At 68.0% G+C, this 18,765-nt stretch carries 17 protein-coding genes; 6 read left to right on the forward strand and 11 right to left on the reverse strand.

The features are described 5' to 3' along the window. Positions 1 to 14 precede the first annotated feature (14 nt). Positions 15 to 1,607, forward strand: a complete 1,593-nt coding sequence (locus tag F6J85_RS15185; RefSeq protein ID WP_150926309.1) for an alpha/beta hydrolase — start codon at positions 15 to 17, stop codon at positions 1,605 to 1,607. A gap of 327 nt (positions 1,608 to 1,934) precedes the next feature. Continuing rightward, complete coding sequence (gene fdhA, locus F6J85_RS15190; RefSeq protein WP_150926311.1) at positions 1,935 to 3,155, forward strand: formaldehyde dehydrogenase, glutathione-independent; 1,221 nt, start codon at positions 1,935 to 1,937, stop codon at positions 3,153 to 3,155. 39 nt (positions 3,156 to 3,194) lie between these two features. On the opposite strand, the gene F6J85_RS15195 is transcribed toward fdhA, so the two are convergent. From F6J85_RS15195 to F6J85_RS15215, 5 genes are all read right to left on the reverse strand, one after another. Beyond that, entirely contained in the window at positions 3,195 to 4,499 is a 1,305-nt protein-coding gene (locus tag F6J85_RS15195) for a BtrH N-terminal domain-containing protein (protein WP_191906645.1), read from the reverse strand. 290 nt (positions 4,500 to 4,789) lie between these two features. Continuing rightward, a complete protein-coding gene (locus F6J85_RS15200; RefSeq protein ID WP_191906646.1) occupies positions 4,790 to 5,905 on the reverse strand; it encodes an MFS transporter in 1,116 nt (371 codons plus the stop codon). Between the two features lie 64 nt (positions 5,906 to 5,969). After that, positions 5,970 to 6,812: an LLM class F420-dependent oxidoreductase gene (locus tag F6J85_RS15205; RefSeq protein ID WP_150927500.1), complete on the reverse strand. Its 843-nt coding sequence runs from the start codon at positions 6,810 to 6,812 to the stop codon at positions 5,970 to 5,972. A gap of 29 nt (positions 6,813 to 6,841) precedes the next feature. Continuing rightward, positions 6,842 to 7,690 carry a CPBP family intramembrane glutamic endopeptidase gene (locus F6J85_RS15210; RefSeq protein ID WP_238707134.1) on the reverse strand — a complete coding sequence of 283 codons (849 nt, stop codon included), beginning with the start codon at positions 7,688 to 7,690 and terminating at the stop codon, positions 6,842 to 6,844. Between the two features lie 105 nt (positions 7,691 to 7,795). Further along, positions 7,796 to 8,185 (reverse strand): nuclear transport factor 2 family protein, encoded by a 390-nt coding sequence (locus tag F6J85_RS15215; RefSeq protein WP_150926318.1) that lies wholly within the window; start codon positions 8,183 to 8,185, stop codon positions 7,796 to 7,798. Between the two features lie 99 nt (positions 8,186 to 8,284). On the opposite strand from F6J85_RS15215, the gene F6J85_RS15220 reads away from it, so the two are divergent. Both F6J85_RS15220 and F6J85_RS15225 read left to right on the forward strand, forming a co-directional pair. Beyond that, the gene (locus tag F6J85_RS15220; protein ID WP_150926320.1) at positions 8,285 to 8,710 is read left to right on the forward strand and encodes a DUF3224 domain-containing protein; all 426 of its coding nucleotides are present in this window, start codon (positions 8,285 to 8,287) and stop codon (positions 8,708 to 8,710) included. 37 nt (positions 8,711 to 8,747) lie between these two features. Further along, positions 8,748 to 9,578 (forward strand): helix-turn-helix domain-containing protein, encoded by an 831-nt coding sequence (locus tag F6J85_RS15225; protein WP_150926322.1) that lies wholly within the window; start codon positions 8,748 to 8,750, stop codon positions 9,576 to 9,578. A gap of 4 nt (positions 9,579 to 9,582) precedes the next feature. Here F6J85_RS15225 and F6J85_RS15230 read toward each other — a convergent pair whose 3' ends face one another. Then, positions 9,583 to 10,128: a TetR/AcrR family transcriptional regulator gene (locus tag F6J85_RS15230; protein WP_150926324.1), complete on the reverse strand. Its 546-nt coding sequence runs from the start codon at positions 10,126 to 10,128 to the stop codon at positions 9,583 to 9,585. Positions 10,129 to 10,324: 196 nt separating this feature from the next. Here F6J85_RS15230 and F6J85_RS15235 point away from each other — a divergent pair, with 196 nt between their 5' ends. Further along, positions 10,325 to 11,353 (forward strand): alpha/beta hydrolase, encoded by a 1,029-nt coding sequence (locus F6J85_RS15235; protein WP_202980838.1) that lies wholly within the window; start codon positions 10,325 to 10,327, stop codon positions 11,351 to 11,353. 109 nt (positions 11,354 to 11,462) lie between these two features. On the opposite strand, the gene F6J85_RS15240 is transcribed toward F6J85_RS15235, so the two are convergent. After that, positions 11,463 to 12,224 carry an SDR family NAD(P)-dependent oxidoreductase gene (locus tag F6J85_RS15240; protein ID WP_150926326.1) on the reverse strand — a complete coding sequence of 254 codons (762 nt, stop codon included), beginning with the start codon at positions 12,222 to 12,224 and terminating at the stop codon, positions 11,463 to 11,465. A 201-nt stretch (positions 12,225 to 12,425) separates the two neighbouring features. Here F6J85_RS15240 and F6J85_RS15245 point away from each other — a divergent pair, with 201 nt between their 5' ends. Next, entirely contained in the window at positions 12,426 to 14,543 is a 2,118-nt protein-coding gene (locus tag F6J85_RS15245) for a RecQ family ATP-dependent DNA helicase (protein ID WP_150926328.1), read from the forward strand. On the opposite strand, the gene F6J85_RS15250 is transcribed toward F6J85_RS15245, so the two are convergent. The 4 genes from F6J85_RS15250 to F6J85_RS15265 form a co-directional block, all read right to left on the reverse strand. Further along, entirely contained in the window at positions 14,521 to 15,864 is a 1,344-nt protein-coding gene (locus F6J85_RS15250; RefSeq protein WP_191906648.1) for a fumarylacetoacetate hydrolase family protein, read from the reverse strand. The two genes, F6J85_RS15245 and F6J85_RS15250, sit on opposite strands and share 23 nt — an antisense overlap. A gap of 128 nt (positions 15,865 to 15,992) precedes the next feature. Further along, positions 15,993 to 16,667, reverse strand: a complete 675-nt coding sequence (locus tag F6J85_RS15255; RefSeq protein ID WP_150926331.1) for a response regulator — start codon at positions 16,665 to 16,667, stop codon at positions 15,993 to 15,995. Beyond that, entirely contained in the window at positions 16,664 to 17,911 is a 1,248-nt protein-coding gene (locus F6J85_RS15260; RefSeq protein ID WP_150926334.1) for a sensor histidine kinase, read from the reverse strand. Before F6J85_RS15260 ends, F6J85_RS15255 begins: the two co-directional genes overlap by 4 nt. Positions 17,912 to 18,072: 161 nt before the next feature. Continuing rightward, on the reverse strand, positions 18,073 to 18,621 hold the full coding sequence (locus F6J85_RS15265; protein WP_150926336.1) for a hypothetical protein: 549 nt from the start codon (positions 18,619 to 18,621) through the stop codon (positions 18,073 to 18,075). Positions 18,622 to 18,765: the final 144 nt, after the last annotated feature.

Consider the following 18,765-nt stretch of genomic DNA (forward strand, 5'->3'; position numbering starts at 1 on the left):
TCTTCGATGGGCACATGACCCGCACAGATCGATCGACCCGACGACAAATCCGCCGCCTGGCCGCGCTGGGCGCAGCAGCGGCTGCAGCGATCCTGCTCAGCGCATGCACAGCCGTCTCACCTCCCGCGCCGAACTCGAGCGCGTCGCCTGCACTGGACCGGTTCTACGGACAGGGAATCGACTTCGGCCTCTGCGCGGAATTCGCGCAGACGGAGACCGCGTCTGCGCTGTTCGCGTCCGAATCCCTGGAGTGCGCTCACCTCGAAGTGCCGATGGACTACACCGCCCCATCGGAGGAGCGCATGCGCATCGGTGTGCTGCGTGTTCCCGCGCAGGGGTCCCCGGAGGAGCGCCTCGGGTCGCTTGTCATCAACCCGGGCGGACCGGGGGAATCCGGAATGCTCATCGCGGCCGCCCTCAGCCTCAGGCTCGCGGAATCCCCGGTCTTGCAGAGATTCGACCTGGTCGGCTTCGACCCGCGGGGCGTGGGCGCGTCGACGCCGTCGATCCGGTGCTTCTCTGACGCGGAACGCGATGCCGGTGAGGCGAAGACGACCCTGGTCGGCGCGTCTGGCACGTGGACGGAGGAGGACACCGCCGCTCTCGTCGAGAAGTGCGCGGAAGCGTCCGGTGGCGAGGAGGTCCTGGCCGCCGTGGGGACGCGGGATGCCGCTCGAGATATCGATGTGCTGCGCGCGGTCCTCGGCGATGAGAAGCTCACCTTCTTCGGCATGAGTTACGGAACCCGCCTGGGCGCCGTCTACGCCGAACAGTTCCCGGAGAACGTCCGAGCGATGGTGCTCGATGGGGCTGTCGACCCACGTGCGGACGGGGAAGGGCAACGGATCGCGACCTTGGCCGGGTTCCAGCGATCATTCGAGCAGCTCGCCGCGTACTGCGCGGAGAGTGCGGATTGCCCGCTCGGCACTGACCCGGGCCAGGCGACACGGGCATTCCAGCAGCTGGTTCACCCCCTCGTGCACCAACCCGCGCCGGCGGGCGACGGCCGCACGGCCGACTTCGATCAGGTCATCGGTGGAGTCGGGGCCAGCCTGTACACGCGGGAGGGGTGGGATGCAGCGATCGCAGGCATCGCGCAGCTGAAGAATGAGGGCCGCGCAGACCAGCTGCTCGCCCTCAATGATCTCTATACCGGGCGCGGGAGCGACGGCGTCTGGTCCACGTTCCTCGACGCGAACTTCGCGATCAACTGCATGGACGAGGAGCGTCGCACGCCGGCTGCTGAGACCGACCTGCGTGCGCAGGTCGCTGCGACGAGTCCCTGGCTGGATTCCGGGGAAGACTTCGCCGGCAGCACGCGCCATGCATGCGAGGCGTGGCCTGCCGATCCCACCCTGGGGTTCCCTTACGCCCAGGACATATCCGGTCTGCCGGACACGCTGGTCATCTCGATCACCGGAGACCCCAGCACTCCGTATGACGGTGGCGTCAGCCTCGCCGAGTCTCTCGGGTCAGCCCTGCTGACCGTCGAAGGCGAACGTCACACGATCGCGCTGCAGGGCATCAGCCCCTGCGTTGACCAGGCTGTCGCCGACTACCTGATCGATCTCACGTTGCCTGCCGAAGGCGCAAGGTGCACCCTGTGATCGCTCAGCTTCGGGGGAATCTGAGTATGCAGCCGACCGACGCCGAATCACCCAGTGCGGTAGCTGCATCCGATGACCTACGCGGATGGGCCGGGGGAGGCATTTCCACTGCACACACTCCGATGCGCGACAACCCCCTCACGCCCCCACCCGCATACGAGGACGATGACCACACCGCTCCCCCCGCGACGGACGAGATGATCGCCGTACACGGGCACCGGGCTTTCGCGGACGCGGAGTTCTGTTCGCTCCCTGGCACCGGTACACGGCGATGAACCGACTCGCGGGCCGGGCGGACCGGCGAGGGACAACAGAAGGAGAGATCGAATGTCAGGTAACAAGGCTGTCGCCTACAAGGGCCCTGGTCTCGTCGAGGTGACCGACACCGCGTATCCGGAGTTCGAGCTGAAGGACGGACCGGGCGTGAACCCGGCCAACATCGGTCGGAAGGTGCCGCATGGCGTCATCCTGCGAACGGTCGCGACGAACATCTGCGGGTCGGACCAACACATGGTGCGCGGGCGCACCACCGCACCCGCGGGGCTCGTGCTGGGTCATGAGATCACGGGCGAGGTCGTCGAGACCGGCCCGGACGTCGAGTTCATCAACGTGGGCGACATCGTGTCGGTGCCGTTCAACATCGCGTGCGGCCGCTGCCGTAACTGCAAGGAGGGCAAGACCGGCATCTGCCTGAACGTCAATCCCGACCGGCCGGGCAGCGCGTACGGCTACGTCGACATGGGCGGCTGGGTGGGCGGGCAGGCCGAGTACGTGCTCGTGCCGTACGCCGACTGGAATCTGCTGAAGTTCCCGGACCGCGAGCAGGCCCTGGAGAAGATCCTGGACCTGACGATGCTCTCCGATATCTTCCCCACCGGCTTCCACGGCGCCGTGACCGCGGGGGTCCGCCCCGGTTCCACGGTCTACATCGCCGGTGCCGGCCCGGTGGGCCTGGCGGCCGCCGTCGGCGCGCAACTGCTGGGCGCTGCGGTCGTCATCGTCGGCGACCTCAACGAGGATCGCCTCGCCCAGGCCCGCTCGTTCGGCTGCGAGACGGTCGATGTCTCCCAGGGCGATCCGAAGGAGCAGATCGAGCAGATCCTCGGCGTCCCCGAGGTCGACTCCGCGGTCGACGCCGTCGGCTTCGAAGCGCGCGGGCACGGATCCGATGCGTCGCACGAGGCGCCTGCCACCGTGCTCAACTCGCTCATGGACATCACCGCCGCCGGCGGCGCGCTCGGCATCCCGGGACTGTACGTGACAGGAGACCCGGGCGGGATCGACGAGGCGGCCAAGGTCGGTTCGCTGTCGCTGCAACTGGGCCTCGGCTGGGCCAAGTCGCTGTCGTTCACGACGGGCCAGTGCCCGGTCATGCGGTATAACCGTCAGCTGATGATGGCGATCCTGCACGACAAGGTGCAGATCGCCCGGGCCGTGAACGCGACACCGATCTCGCTCGAGGACGCGCCCCGCGGTTACGCCGAATTCGACCAGGGAGCGGCGAAGAAGTACGTGCTGAACCCGAACGGGTACATCAAGGCCGCGTGAGGTCCGGCGTGACGGAGTGAACGACGGAGCGGGGGCCCCTCAGCGGGACGAGGTGGTCAGTTCTCGAAGCCGCGCGATGCCGGCCGCTTCCGCGCGGAAGATCTCCGCGAGTCTCACGCTCATGGCTTCGAACGTCGCCGCGGAGTCGTAGTCCGGCAGGTCGCGGTTCGCTTCGAAAAGCTTCCATCTACGCAGCGCCGCATCACTTCTCTGCTCGCTGCCGTCGTCGCCCCGCGCCAACGACTCGGCGACGCCGGCCGTGAGCTCGCGCACGTCGTCGAAGAGGGCGTCACCCTGCGGCAGTGCCGTATCGGCCAGGTCCTGCCACATGTCGCCGATCTCCCGCCATCTGCTGGCCTCCTGTTCAATCTGCGGACGTCGCAGCAACTGTCCCGCCTCCGCCAGGAAGTCACCGAACAGCCCGCGCAGATGACCACCCGATGCGTTCACCGGAGCGATCGCATCCCAGGTTCCTGCGAGCCCATTGAGCAGGTCAGTGCCACCGGAGAAGACCGTCGGCCATCCCTTCTTCGCCCTGTCGTCCACGATCAGCTTCGACCACTTCTGCCACGCGGGCAGCGAGAAGCTCGTCGACGCGGAGGACAGATGATCGATCACGACGGACAGCCCCTCGAGAACCGCCGACTCGACACGATCCTCGGTGAGGACGACATCCCTCGCGCGCACCACCAGCATCGCGTGCTTGTATGACCCGACCCGTGACCTCGCATCGTCGAGCACGTGGCGCTGCACCGTGAGCGGGCGGAGGTTTCGGTCGTCGAGATGCACCCGGCCATCGGCTTCTGCGTACGCGACGGCGGGATGCCCGCCGTGCCCGTCGAGGTGGGCGGGCAGGTTCCAGTAGCCGATCCGGTATCGGTCCGGCCAGACGATGCTCGGATTGCCTGCCGCGAGTTCCCTCGACAGCAACGCCGATGCGGCCTTTTCACCCCCTGTGCGGGTGAAATCGGCTTCCACTCCCAGGCGGGAAAGCGCGGGGACCGCTCGGCGTTCCAGGTGGTTCCACGAGTGCCCGAAGCCGAGGACGAGGTGGATCTCATTGTGTTCCTGGAATTCCCACAGGATGTAGCCGGCGCCGATGCCGCCCGCGATCCCGAAGAGCAGCGCCTCCGAGAGCGGGCCGTCCACGCCGACCACGCCGCGGTGTGCGAGCACCTTCGCGAGGCTGGACGCGTCGGGATCGGTTCCCCCGCGAAGCGCCCAGCCGTGGTCGGCTTCGACGGCGCTGTCGGTGACGAACTTCGCCCGAGCGGACGCGTACCGCTCGCCGGTCCTCGCCATCCGTTCGCGGATACGTGCCTTGAGTTGCTTCTGTCCGGTCATGACCAGGTTCCCCGGTTGCCCTCGCGATCCTCGCCCGCGCTTCAGACCGTGCAACCGTTCTGTGTCGACGACCAGACCTGCTCCATCCCGAGGCTCACGAAGTCCCCTTTGCCTCCGCATCGCCGATCCGCGCGGGGAACCGGTCAGGAGGTTGGGCGTGGGATGCGCCTGGGCGACAGTGTACTGAACGCACGATGGGCGATCCACAGTCGGTGCCGACCGGGCCACTTTCCTGGGATGGGGCTCCGCGGGAGGTGCTTCGGTCGTTCCCGACCCGCGGGCATCAGACGTCATCGCCGGACGACGAGCAACCCCCCTGCCAGGCAGATGGCGGCCATGGAAAGACTCACCGCTTGGTAGGAGCCCCAGAGACCGGCGAGTACCGCAGCGGCGCCGGGGGCGAGGGCCGTGAGGGCGGAGATCGGCGCAGCCAGCATCCCGTTCAATCGCCCGTAAGCGGTCGTGCCCCAACGGTCCGAAACAGCTGACGCCTGAACAAGAGTGAATGCGCCGCGAACGGCACCGGCAAGGATGGCGGCGGCGAAAATCCATCCGGGTTCGCGGGCGACGGCATAGCCGGCGAGGGATGCAGCGCCCAGCGCACCAACGACCGCCGGTGCGATCCAAGGGGCGGACCGGTGCGGGACCGCCAGGTAGAGCACTCGCCCGAGGATTTGCCCTGCACCGATGAGCCCCAACACCCAGGATGCGGATGGGAGATCGAGCCCCTTCTCCACGGAAGCCGGGACCGCGGACAGTGTCGCCGCGCCCAGCGAGAACGAGAGCAGGGCGAGCGCGACCGTGAGCAGCCAGAACCTCGTCGATTGCAGCGCCCGTCGCGAAGCGCCGTTCGTCGCGGCCGACGCTTCCAGGTGGGGCCACACGCGCTCCACCGTGAGGAAGTACACCGGGACCAGCACGCCGGCGAGGATCACAGCCAGGATCGCAAACGCGACCCGCCAACCCACCTCGACGACGAGCCATCCCGTAAGCGGCGCAAAGATGGTCGATGCGAGTCCACCCGCGAGGGTTACCAGCGTGAGGGGTCCGCGACGGTCCGACCGGTAACGGTGGGTGATGACCGTGAAGGCGGCCTGGTAGAGCACCGCGGCTTGAGCCGCACCGCATACGATCCACGCTGCCGCGAAGGTCCAGATGTTCTGGGAGGCCGCTGCGCCAAGCATCGCAAGAGTGCCGAGCACGGCGCCCGAAACCATGACGCGACGCGGATGCCGATCCAGCCAGCGACCCACGGCGATCGCGCAGACGGCGGATGACAGGAGCCCCGCGGTGATCGCCAGGAACACTTCCCGATCAGTCCAACCGGTGTCGCCGGCGATCGCTGGCGCGGCTACGAGAACGGCGTAGTACAGCGCACCCCACGCGACGATCTGGGTGATCGCCATCGCGAGGAGCCCCGCGCCTTTCCCGCTGATCGACAACGAGGGGTGCGTCGACCGTGCGCACGATCTATCCACGAGATCGGTTACGGTCATCGCGCCACGCAACGAGGTCGCGGAGAGGTCCCAGATCCCAACGGGGCGCCTCGAGACCGACGGTGAACAAGCGGGTCCCAACGGTGAAGAGCGCTTCCGCGTTTGCGGGATAGTCGTCAACGTCCTCGGCGAACCGCCCGGGCTTGGGACTCACTCCCGCCGATCTCTCGATGTCAGCCGGATCGCGGCCAATCTGATGACACCAACCGTCCAGTACCGCGTGCTTGTGAGCGATCGCTCCCACGTCGCCGAATCCGTGCCAGACATCGGCGTGCCGCGCAGCGATCCGCAGGGTGACCTTCTCGCCGCCCCCACCGATCAGGACCGGGATCTGCCGAGTCGGCGCGGGGTTGAGCTTCCCCCACCGGTCCCGGATGGTGGCGACGTCAGCATCCAGCTTGCGCAGCCGATCTCCCGGGGTGCCGAAGGCGTAGCCGTACTCGACATGGTCCCGCTCTGCCCAGCCTGCGCCGATGCCGAGGATGAGACGCCCACCAGCACCGCGGTCGCTGATGTGGTCGACGGTGCGGGCCATGTCCGCCAACAACCGAGGATTTCGGTAGCTGTTGGACGAGACGAGTACGCCGAGCTCCGCGCGTTCGGTGGACTCGGCCCACGCTGCCAGCATCGTCCATGCCTCGAAGTGGGCGCCATCGGGGTCGCCGGATAGCGGAAAGAAGTGGTCCCAGGTGAACACCACATCCACGCCGGTCTCCTCGGCGGCGGCCAGCGCGCGACGAATCTCGTCGTACTCGGCATGTTGCGGCTTGACCTGAGCTGCGATTCGCACGCGTCGGTCCGCGCGAGGAACGTGCAGGGACTCGTTTCGCTCGTCCGGGATCACGGCTAGCCGCCGACTGGCACAAAATGCGAGTCCGTCGATCGAGTCGCCGATCGCGGCGGAATCCTTCGCCACGCCCACAGACACCCGCAGGCCAGAGCGACCACCACGCCCAGTTGAGCGAGCCCGCCGGCGAGATTCGCCTGCGGCAGCAGTGCGCCCGTCGCGTTACCGGCGAAGTGGAGAACGATCGCTGCCCATACTCCCCCAGACAGCCACTCGGACACGAAGAGAAACAACACCGATAACGGGACCATCGTCAGGAGGTACACGCCGGCGCGCGGCGTGAAGAGCCCCATCGCATGCTGACCGGTGCCGGCCAACAGGAAGAGCGGTAAGTGCCAGACGGCCCACGTCGCCCCCAACACGGCGGCGGTAGGCAGCACTCCCAGCCGCATGCGCAGGCGCGGCTGAACGTACCCGCGCCAACCGAACTCTTCGGCGATGGGCCCGGTGAGCAGGAAAATCGCGATGAACGGGAGCAAGCCGCCCATCGAGGTGATCGTCTCGCCGGCGTGCGCGCCGAGTCGACCGCCGGAGACGATCACCGCGCTGACGACTGCGGGGAGCGCGCCGAGCACCAAGGCGGCGGGCACCCACACCCATGGACGCCGGATGCGCCGGCGCGGCACGTCCCCTCGGCTGAGCAGGAGCACCGCAAGGAGCGCGGCCAATGACGGACCGCACGCACCGAGCGAGTACAGCCAGATCCCTGGCGACGTCGTCACGGCACCACCGACGAGAGGGAGAGCCATCCAGAATCCTCCGCTGATGACCGCACACGCCAGCGCGAAGAAGAGAAGCTGCCCACGCAGTGTCGCCGCACGCCGAGTGCTCGCCGGATTTTTTTGCATGGTCACCCGCGTCATTGTGCGGGCCCGCCCGGACGCTCGGCTTGGAAATACGCGACAACCTGGGCTGGAGCGCCGCCTGGGAAGCACCCTTGAGGGCTGTGTCAGTCACTGCGGCATGGGGCGTGCCGAGGTGGCGTCCGTCGTCGAATACGTGCCTGCGCCTGCGACGACCAGGCCATCCGAGCCGAACTCAAGCACCTCGCTGACGAGTTTCCCCGCGTGATTCCGGTAGTTGATGACGACGGTTTGTACGCCGAGGTAGATGGCTTCCAGATCGAAATGCAGATCGGGAATGCGCTCCAGGCCCAGTTGCCAGTATGCCCGTATCGCTTCCTTCCCACGCAGTACGCCCTCCGTGTGAGGGAGAAGCTGGCGAGCTACAGGCGAAGTGAAGATCGCGTCCTCAGCGAAGTGCGACAAGACCCCATCGAGGTCGTGTGCATTCCACGCCTCGACCCAGCGGCTGGCGAAATCCTGGGCTGCTTCGTGATCCATGGCCGCAAGGGTAGAGCTCCCGGGGCCGGAGATAGCCGCCTTCATTCGGCGTTTCACGCTGGGATGACGTCGGCTGGTTGCGTCTCCTACAATCGCCGCATGCCGAGCGCTGAATCGACGTTTCAGGTCCAGGATTATGAGTCGGTGGAGTGGTCTCCCGAGATCACCACAGGTTTGCCGACTGGTCACGCGCATATTCGGAAGGCTTTCACGGGGGCCCTGTCGGGCCGTGCAATCGCGCAGTTCAGCTACTCATACGACGGGGAATCCAACACCGGTACCTTCGTCGCTCTGGAGTCGATCGAGGCAACACTGGACGGCAGGCAGGGCAGCTTCAACGTGGTTCACTCCTCGACCGTGCAGGGGGGAGCGGTCGGGCCCTCACGCAGTGACTACTTGCGGATCGTGCCGGGCAGCGGCACTGGTGCTCTCAGGGGCATATCCGGGGACGGTGCCCTTTGGGTGGAGTCGGACGGGACTCATCGCATTCGGCTGGACTACGAGATTCCGGATCCACCGGCATGACCGAGCCGCATGACGCGCGGGTGGGTACGCTGCGTCCGTGATCGACCCGACGCGCGGTGTTCTCTTCCCGCACCAACTCCCCCGGTTCACGCGGCTGGCGCCGGACCCCGAGGCGTCCGAACTGATTGCGTGGCTATGGATCCCGCAGTGGAACCTGGCTCCGGGTGTGGAGTCGCATCAGAGTCTGCTCGCGTATCCCGCGGCGAACATCGTCGTTGAACCGACGGAAGTGAGGCTGTGGGGCGCGACGACGCGCGCATCGGAGCGCGTGCTCCGCGACAGCGGGTGGGCCGTGGGTGCGGTGCTGCGCCCTGCCGCGCTGATGAAGCTCAGCGAAGCGCCCGCTGAGCTGGTGGACGGCTTCGTCGAGGTCTGCGCACCTGACCTGCACGAGGCGGTCGCCGCGGCCATGCCCGACGAGCAGGCTGCGGCCAACGCCCTATCGCGGTGGCTCATCGCGCGTGTCGGCAAGACGACAGCTGAGGGGCGGCTGGCCAATGAAATGTCTGACTTGTTGCTCAGCGATTCCCGCATCCTCCGCGTCGAGGAAGCGTCGCGGCGGATGCTCGTGTCGACCCGGACATTTCAGCGGCTCACTCGCCGAACGGTGGGCGTGTCGCCCGCTGCGATGATTCGCCGCCGCCGTCTGCAGGAGGCAGCGCAGCGGGTGAGGGAGGGCCCGGCCGGTTCCTTGGCCGAGGTCGCTGCGGAACTGGGATACGCCGACCATGCTCATCTGGCCGCGGACTTCCGAGCCGAGCTGGGGCTGACCGCCTCCGAGTACCACCGGATCATCCGCTCGAGCAGCGACTCGGTCGCCTGGCGCCTACCGGCTGACGCACCGCGCAGGGCCCGATCGGGGATGTGACCGCTCAGGAAAGAGCGAGAAGGAGCACACTTCGAGCCTGCTCGCTGGACCTCACTCTCGCGTCCGGGCCGGACAACGCATCGAGGAGAAGACCGTCCATGATCGTGAGAAGAGCGGTCGACTTCGCGGCGGCATCCGAAATTCCGAGGGACACCAGACGCTCCGTGAGCGCTTCGTGTACTGCTCGGCCGGATTCACGCAACGCCGTTTGCAGCTCTGGCCGCCTCGTGCTTTCCAAGGTCAGTTCGAGCCGCGCGACATGCGACGGTCGATCGCTGCCTTCAGCGCTGACGGCGAAGGCCAGCGAGTCGATCAGCTGGTCTGCGGAGCCGGCAGGGATCCGCGCGATCTTCACGACGTCATCCTGCGCGAGGCGGTGAGCCGCGGCAGAAAGCAGGTCGCCGCGCGACCGGAAGTAGTACGACGTGGTGCCGTCTGGGACCCCGGCGGCCCGGTCGACCGCGCGGTGCGTCAGCCCCCGGCTGCCCTGGAGCGCGAGAGTGGCGACGGCAGCGGACGCGAGCAGTTGACGGCGTGGCGTGTTCAGCAACGGGTCCGTCCTCTTGACAGCGGCTTCTACAGCTGTAGAGTACCGCAATCCTCTACATCTGTAGAACCATATTGAAGGGCGGCCGATGCCATACGGTTATCTGATCACTCTCGCGTGCGCAGGTGTCATGGTGTGCCTCGCGATAGCTCCGCCGACGAGGCCGCGCTCTGTCGCCCGGTTGGGCTACCTGCTGGGCATGGTCGTGAACGAGATCCCGCTGCTGGCGATGCTGTACATCCTCATCGTCACCGCGTTCGCGGTTGCATGGGACGATCTTCTGGCGACATGGCAGGGCGCGGTCGCGCTGCTCGCCGCGGGCGCCATCGTGGTGGGGTGCGCGAGATTGCAGGCGCGGGTACTGCAGGCGCGACGAGCAGTCTTCCACGCGCTGGGAGAGCACCTCGGGCCACGGCGCCGGGTGTGGCGTTCTCGCTTGCTGCCGATCCCCATTCGTCCTGGGGCCGTACGTCGATTCAAGGACCTGCCCTACGGCGCAGGCGGGCGTGGGCAACGGCTCGACCTCTACGCATTGCGTACTCCCGCACAGAGACCATCGCCGGTCCTCCTGTATCTCCACGGTGGCGGCTACTTCGGAGGGGATAAGCGCTGGGAATCGCTCGCGTTGATGTACCGCCTGGCACTACGCGGCTGGGTTGTGGTGAGCGCCAACTATCGGCTGAGACCTCAGGTCGGGTACCCGGAACATCTCGTCGATGCGAAGCGCGCCATTGCGTGGGTGCACCGGAACTCGGTCAGGTATGGCCTTGACCCATCCTCGCTCGTCGTCTGCGGGAGCTCTGCCGGCGCGCATCTGGCGCTGATCGCCGCCCTGAGCCCCGGCGAACGTCGGTTCCAACCCGGCTTCGAGGACGTCGACACCCGCGTCGCCGTCGCGATCGGGCTCTATGGCTACTACGGGAGATACTACGGCCGGGGCGAATCTGAGGATCTCCCTTCGTCGCCCTTCGGGTTCGATGCCAGCGCAGCACCCCCCGTGCTTCTCGTGCACGGCGACCGGGACAGCTACACCTCCGTCGAGGGGGCGCGGGCGCTTGCCCACCAGTTGAAGTCCCGGTCGAAGAATCCGGTCGTTCTCGCGGAGCTCCCCGGTGCACAGCACGGCTTCGACCTCCTCGCATCCGAACGCTTCGAGGCAGTGGTCGACGGGATCGAAACATTCCTTGCGCGTGCACTCGCCCGCGTTCCCCAGGCGCAGCGCCCGTAGCAGGGTCGCGTCCGCGTCACCGAATCGCACATGGTTTCACGGTGCGGTGTGCCGCCGACGCAGGCAAGGGTGGCGGCACTCCTACGGGCGCCGCACCCCCGTCGCGCCCCTACGGACGGAGATAGGACGCGCCGTTGGCGTCGAGGATGGCTCCCGATGACCACGCTGCCTCCGGGGAGGCGAGCCAGAACACCGCGGCGGCGATCTCCTCCGGGGTCCCGACCCGGCCGAAGGGGCTCTGCGCGCGGAGGGCGTTGCCCTCGGCTCCGTCGAGCTTCGCCAGTTGGCGAGGCGTCGCCACGAATCCGGGCGCGATGGATGTCACCGAGATCCCATGCGGAGCCAGAGCGACCGCCAGCGACTGGCCGAGCGCGTGAAGGCCCGCTTTGCTGGCTGCGTACGCCGGGAATTCGGGTTCACCGCGGAAGGCGCCCCGCGACCCGACGTTGACGATGGCGCCAGGGGCGGGGCGACCGATGAGGTGATTCGCGAACGCCCACGCCAGATTTGCGGCACCCAGAAGGTTGACCGTCACCATCTGCTGAAAGGCAGCACTCCAGTCCTCGTACGAGGTTTCGCCGATCACGTGGCGATTGGTGGCGCCCGGAGCGACCGCCGCATTGCACACGAGGACATCGAGCGGGCCGACCGCCTCGATCGCGGCCGCGACGATGGCGCGCCCGCCGTCGGCGACCCCCACGTCGCCGGTCACGGCCGCATGGCCGGTGCCATGGAGGGAGCGGAGAGTCTCCTCGGCTCCGGCCTCATTGCTGGCGTAGTGCACTGCCACGCGATCGCCGGCCTCGGCGAATCGTCGTGCCACGGCGGCGCCGATCCCGCCGGAGCCTCCCGTGACGAGGACCGCCCTCATGGCGCGTCGCCTCCCACTCGCGCTTCGACGGCGAGAGTCGCTCCCGGGCGCTCGGCGGAACAGGTCATGTCTCCCCCTTCGGTCCGGCGCGGTAGCGCCACCACGACGCATCCGAACCTACCCAGTTCTTCGTGGGGCGCGGGCCGCTGGCGCTGAGGGCGGCCGGGCACCACGTCGGTGACATGAGGCAGGGTTGAGGGCATGACCTTGACGACGCCCACGCGGACAGAGGCACTCGATGTGCTGCGCGCTCTCGTCGGGCGCGACGACGCCGACTTCCACGACGGCCAGTTCGAGGCCATCGATGCCCTCGTCGACGGTCACCGCCGCGCGCTCGTCGTGCAGCGCACCGGGTGGGGGAAGTCGGCGGTCTACTTCGTCGCGACCCTGCTCCTGCGCCGGCGCGGCGCAGGGCCCACCGTGCTGGTCTCACCCCTCCTGGCGCTCATGCGCGACCAGATCGCCGCGGCGCAGCGAGCGGGTGTGCGGGCAGTCGCGATCAATTCGACGAACGCGCACGAGTGGACTGATGTGCTTGCGCAGCTCGACCGTGACGAGGTCGACGTGCTGCTGGTCTCTCCCGAGCGGCTCAACAACCCATCGTTCCGCGACGAGCAATTGCCGCAGCTGGTGGCGAGGATCGGGCTTCTCGTCGTCGACGAGGCACATTGCATCAGCGACTGGGGTCACGACTTCCGCCCCGACTATCGACGACTTCGCGACCTCATCGCGCGCATACCCGCGGGCGTCCCGGTGCTGGCGACGACCGCGACCGCCAACAGCCGCGTCGTGGCGGACGTCGCCGAGCAGCTCGGCGTGCCCGACGAGAGCACCGGCTCATCCGAGGTCCTCATCATCCGCGGGGCCCTCGCTCGCACGTCGCTGCGGCTCGGCGTGCTCCGCCTGCCGAACGCGCCGACCCGACTCGCGTGGCTTCTCAGCCATCTCGGCGAGCTCCCCGGCTCCGGAATCATCTACACGCTCACCGTTGCGGCGGCCAACGACACGGCCCGGCTGCTGCGCGACCGCGGGTACGAGGTGCGTGCGTATACCGGTCAGACCGATCCGGACGAACGCGAAGAGTCCGAGTCGCTCTTGAAGGACAACCGGGTCAAAGCCCTCGTCGCCACCAGCGCTCTGGGCATGGGATTCGACAAACCCGACCTCGGGTTCGTCATCCATCTCGGTGCTCCCTCATCGCCGGTGTCGTACTACCAGCAGGTCGGCCGCGCAGGGCGCGCGACCGCCTCCGCCGATGTGCTCCTCCTTCCCGGCGTCGAAGATCGCGACATCTGGCACTACTTCGCGACCGCGGCGATGCCCGACCGAGACCGGGCCGAGCGCGTGCTCTCGGCCCTTTCGGCCGCGGGAAGCCCGCTGTCGACGCCGTCCCTGGAGGCCATGGTCGACATCCGGCGCACGCCGCTGGAGCTGCTGCTGAAGGTGCTGGATGTCGACGGGGCGGTCGCCCGTGTGCGGGGCGGATGGATCGCGACCGGCCGACCGTGGACGTACGACGAGGACCGCTACCGACGGATCGCTGCGGAACGCGTCGCCGAGCAGCAGCACATGATCGAGTACGAGGAGACCACCTCGTGCCGCATGGAGTTTCTGCAGCGCTCCCTGGACGACGACACCGCGAGGCCGTGCGGACGCTGTGACAACTGCGCCGGAGCGTGGTTTCCCACCGCGATCGGCGACGACGCCACAGAAGCTGCATCCGCCGCCCTCGACCGTGTCGGCGTGCCGCTCGAACCGAGGCGACAGTGGCCGACCGGCGCCGACCGGCTCGGCGTGCCCGTTCGTGGCCGCATCCTCGCTGAGGAGCAGGCCGACGAAGGCAGGGCGCTTGCCCGGCTGACCGACCTCGGATGGGGTGGAACCCTGCGCGAGATGTTCGCGGCGGGCGCCGCGGACAGCCCGATCCCGCCGAACGTGCTCGCCGCCTGCGTCCGAGTGCTGGCCGACTGGGGGTGGGCCGAGCGTCCGGTCGCCGTGGTGGCGATGCCCTCCCGATCGAGGCCGCAGCTCGTGGACTCCCTGGCGCGCGGAATCGCCGACATTGGGCGGATGCCGATGCTGGGAGCCTTGGACGCGGTGGAGGGCGGGCCCAGCGGCGGGCCCGGCGGCAACAGCGCCTTCCGGCTTGCCGGGGTCTGGGAGCGGTTCAGCGCGGCCGCTCTGGCCGTTCCGACCGGTCCCGTGCTGCTCGTCGACGACCTCGTCGACAGCAGGTGGACGGTGACGGTCGCGGCGCGTGAGCTGCGCCGAGCCGGGGCGACCGGGGTCCTCCCGTTCACCCTCGCGCTCCGGGGCTGAGGCCTCCCGCGTCCGCACCGACCGAGGGCCAGTTCAGGTCTTCGGTCTCGGAGCGCTCGCCGGCGACGATGTCCGTGAAGATCTGGCCGAGTCTCTCCGCGCGCGTGACGATCGTGTCGCCGGGCTGCAGGTACACCCCGGCCGCGTGGGCGTCGCGAACGTAGACCTTCAAAGCGGAGTCGACGATGGAATCGGCGTTGGTGCCGAAGCTGGCGACGTATTCCATGAACCCCAGGACACGCTGGCGGGTGTCGGGGGCGCGATAGATCACGCCCTCCGGCGTCCCGCTCTGGATGATGGTGCCCCGGCTGATCACGCCGGGCGCCGCGGTGAGCGGAGTCTGCACGCCGTCGCTGTCCCACGTGCGGTCGCCGATGGCGAGGGTCCGCTCGATCAGAGTGGCCGCGTCCCAGACCATGTCGACGGGGTGGGCGCGCTGGCGCAGGTCGCCGTTGACGAAGAGGTCCAGCTCGAGCTCCCGGTAGAAGGTCTGCCAGTCGGCGGGGATCACGAACAGGTCGCCGGTGCTGAAGAAGCCGGGCTGGCTCTTCGCGTTGGTGAAGCCGGCCGCGTCGGTCAGGTTGTCAGGCTCGATCTGGCTGACGAGAAGCTCGCGGTCGGTCCAGTCGTTGGTGAGCATGAGGCCCATGTACTCGGGGATGCCGGTCTCCGCGGTGATGTCGTGCATCGCGACGAGGCCGAGTTCGACCTCATAGTCGAGCAGTCCCCCGACGCCGGCGGCCAGCGGCTCGTTCGAATCGGTGATCGCCCCCATCTTGGGGAAGAGGTAGGGCTCGTGGATGGTGGTCTCCTCCTGATGCTCGACGTAGTTGGTTCCGGTCCCGACATGGTGCTTGTGCGTCTCGATCGCCGTGAGCACCGCGGAGGCCTCCACCGTGACCGCGGGTTGCGACGCGTCGGTCGCGATGCCGTGGAGCGTCTCGTAGCCGAGCGCGTTGAAGGCGGTGATCGGCTCGGTGTGAGCGGTGCCGGTGGCGGCACTGATATCGATCCCGGTGATCTCGCCGCCGGAGTAGTCGGTGACGGCGAGGACGGCGGGACCGGCGGCCGTGGCTACCCGCGCGAAGGTGAGCGCGATCGCCGGGTCGGCCACCCTGACCCCCTCGGTCGCGCCCGGCTCGATGGTCTCGGAGTAGACGAGGGGGAACTCCGGCGGGATGGAGCGGAGCACGCCATACGAACCGAGGCTCCCGACGACCAGCCCGGCCGCAACGATGCCGGTGATCATGAGGCCTTTGCGGTGGCGGCGCCCGAACGTGTCGCGCCTGTCGTTCGTCGTGCTACCGGTCGTGCTGGTCATCATGCTCCCCCTGCTCGGGTCTTGGCCGCTCCCTGCGACAGTTCCCCGAAGGTACGAGCAGAATGCCGGGTGGGTCCTCACCCGACGGGTGGTCTTTCCCCGTACGCGGGTAGGGGCTCCGGCGATCGTCAGCCGGACGCACCGGGCCTGACGAGCCCGGTGTCGTAGGCGAGCATCACGGCGTGGATACGGTCGCGCAGGTGCAGCTTGGACAGGATGCGGCTGACATGGCTTTTCGCGGTCTGTTCCGCCATGAACAGCTCCTTGCCGATCTCGGCGTTCGACCGCCCGGTGGCGATCAGCAGGAACACCTCGCGCTCACGGTCGGTGAGGCTGTTGAAGACGGTCGTGGACTGCAATCCGGTCGGCTTGCTCGCGACGAAGTCCTCGATGAGTCGGCGGGTCACGCGCGGGGATAGGAGGGAATCGCCTCCCGCGACGATGTGCACCGCGGAGGTGAGCTCGTGGGCGTCGGCGTCCTTCAACAGGAAGCCGCTGGCGCCGGCCTCAAGCGCCGCGTAAACGTACTCGTCGATATCGAACGTCGTGAGCATGACCACGCGCGGAATGTTCGCGGTCCCCGCGGGGCGCGTCAACTGACGGGTTGCGTCGATTCCGTTCATCTTCGGCATGCGCACGTCCATCAGCACGACGTCGGGATGAAGCACGCGGTTCCGCACGAGCGCTTCCTCGCCGTCCCCCGCCTCGCCGACGACGGCGATGCCGTCCGCTGCCCCGAGGATGGCGGACATCCCCGCCCGGTACATCGGCTGGTCGTCCACGATGAGCACCCGGACGGTCATGGCGTCTCCACTCGGCTTTCGATCGCGGCGGGGAGGACGGCAGTCACCAGGTAGCCGCCGTCGGGCGTCGGCCCGGTCGTCACGTGTCCTCCTAGGAGGCTCACGCGTTCTCGCATGCCCCGCAATCCCTGGCCGCCTCGGTCGACGATCGGCATTCCGGCCGCGGCGCCGGTCACGCGTCCGGGTCCGACGTTGCGCACCTCGATGAGAACCGATTCCTCGCCGACGCTCACTCTCACCGTCGTCGGAGCGCCCGCAGCATGTCGCACGACATTGCTGAGGGCTTCTTGGACGATGCGGTATGCGGTCAGCTGCACGAGGGAGCTGGCTGTGAACGCGCGGGGATCCGTGACCATCTCGACATCGGTTCCGGCGCGCGACGCAGACTGCGCGAGTTCGGACAGCTCGGTGAGCTGGGGCTGCGGTAGCAGGTCGGCATCCTCGTCGCCCGAGCGGAGAGCGCCCAGGAGATGCCTCATCTCGGACAACGCCGTGCGCGCGGAGCGGGCGATGTCGGTGAACTCCTCCTCGATGGCAGACGGCGCGGCGTCCCGGAGGCGGAAGGGTGCGGAGATCGCCTGCATGTGGATGATGGACATGCTGTGGGCGACGACGTCGTGCAGCTCGCGCGCGATGCGCCCGCGTTCCTCGACGTACAGGCGCTGCGCGTGCTCGAGTTCGATATCGCGGCGTGCTCGTGCGAGATCACTGCGAATGCGGGCTCTCTGGCCCACGGCGATCGCCGCAGCCAGAACGGTGACCGTGTAGCTGCTGTAGATGATCAGATTGCTGCCCCACTGATCGGGTGAGGCATACTGCGCGGGGGACGCGGCGATCACCGCGGCGAGCACGACGATGCTCACCCACCACACGGTCAGCGACACGATCCAGCGTTCGCGGATCCCGAGAAGGAGGATGAGGGCGCCCAGCGAGATCAGTCCGGTGACGGGCAGCGGCCACGGCCCTTCGGAAAAGCCGCGCGTCGCGAGGGCGAGCGCGACGATGGAGGCGAGATGCACAGCGGCGCCGACGAGCGGCCGGAAGATCGTGAGAATCAGCGAGCCGGACTGAACGGTGCAGATCGCGAAGGCCACCAGAAGGGGAACGTCGTAGACCGCGGTCGTGATCGGAACCGCGGCGGTGAACAGTGTCGTGCAGAATGCGACAGCCGTGCACCAAGCCCAGAACGGCAGTTCCACATTCGATTGGTGCCCGGCCGCTCTCGTGTTCGTCGCGCTGGTCACGATCGCCCTCTCCGGCCGGCAGAGCGGCCTTCGCCGTTACGCTACGGCCGATCTCGTGCCGCGTCATCACCCGGTCGTGGGTCTCGGCCCCGTACCGCCGTATGGTGAGGCAGCTGCCGGCGGGACATTGCGCCTGCGAGTGGGCGCAATGTCTCGGCGGATCAGTGCAGGAAGGTCTCGGCGGCGATGATTCCGGCGCCGAAGCCCGCGGTCGTCACTGCCGCGAACAGCGAGCGCCGCATCGAAGCGTAGCGGTTACGCAGAGACAGGAAACCGACGATAGCGAGCGTGACAATCCCGGTTGTGAGGCTCAGTGCGTATGCCATCGGCGAGGGCAGCACCCCGATCACTGCGAGGACGAGGGGGATGGCGGGAGCGATGCACGCCTCGAGAAGGGGGATGTGACGCCTCATCTCATGCCACACCGTCGCGATGCCGGTCGGCACCGTGGCGCTGGGGGTGTGCTGGTCGGCGAGGACTGCCGAGTAGACGTGTGCGCACCAGAAGAGGACGACAGCGCTCGAGGAGTAGATCAGCATCTTCCACGCGGGATAGTCGGCGACGAACGTCGCACCGACGACGGCAACGAAGAGCACAAGACCGTGGACGGCGTACTCGAGAGCCTCGGGGCCGATGGCCCGGGCCGCCCGCAGCGGGCTCAGGAGCCGTGTCGAGGCATCGGAGCTCAGCGATGCTGGGGTGTCGGTCATGATTGTCATCCTTCGAGTCCGTCTCGGTCGCTGCGGCGTGATGTCGAAACGGTACGACCGCGCGGGCGCCGCGCACGTCACCCATCGGTACTGCGGAGGGGCATACCGCGGACCACGCTGATCGACACCACGGGTGGAGGCGCG

The organism is Microbacterium lushaniae, assembly GCF_008727775.1.
GTDB lineage: Bacteria > Actinomycetota > Actinomycetes > Actinomycetales > Microbacteriaceae > Microbacterium > Microbacterium lushaniae.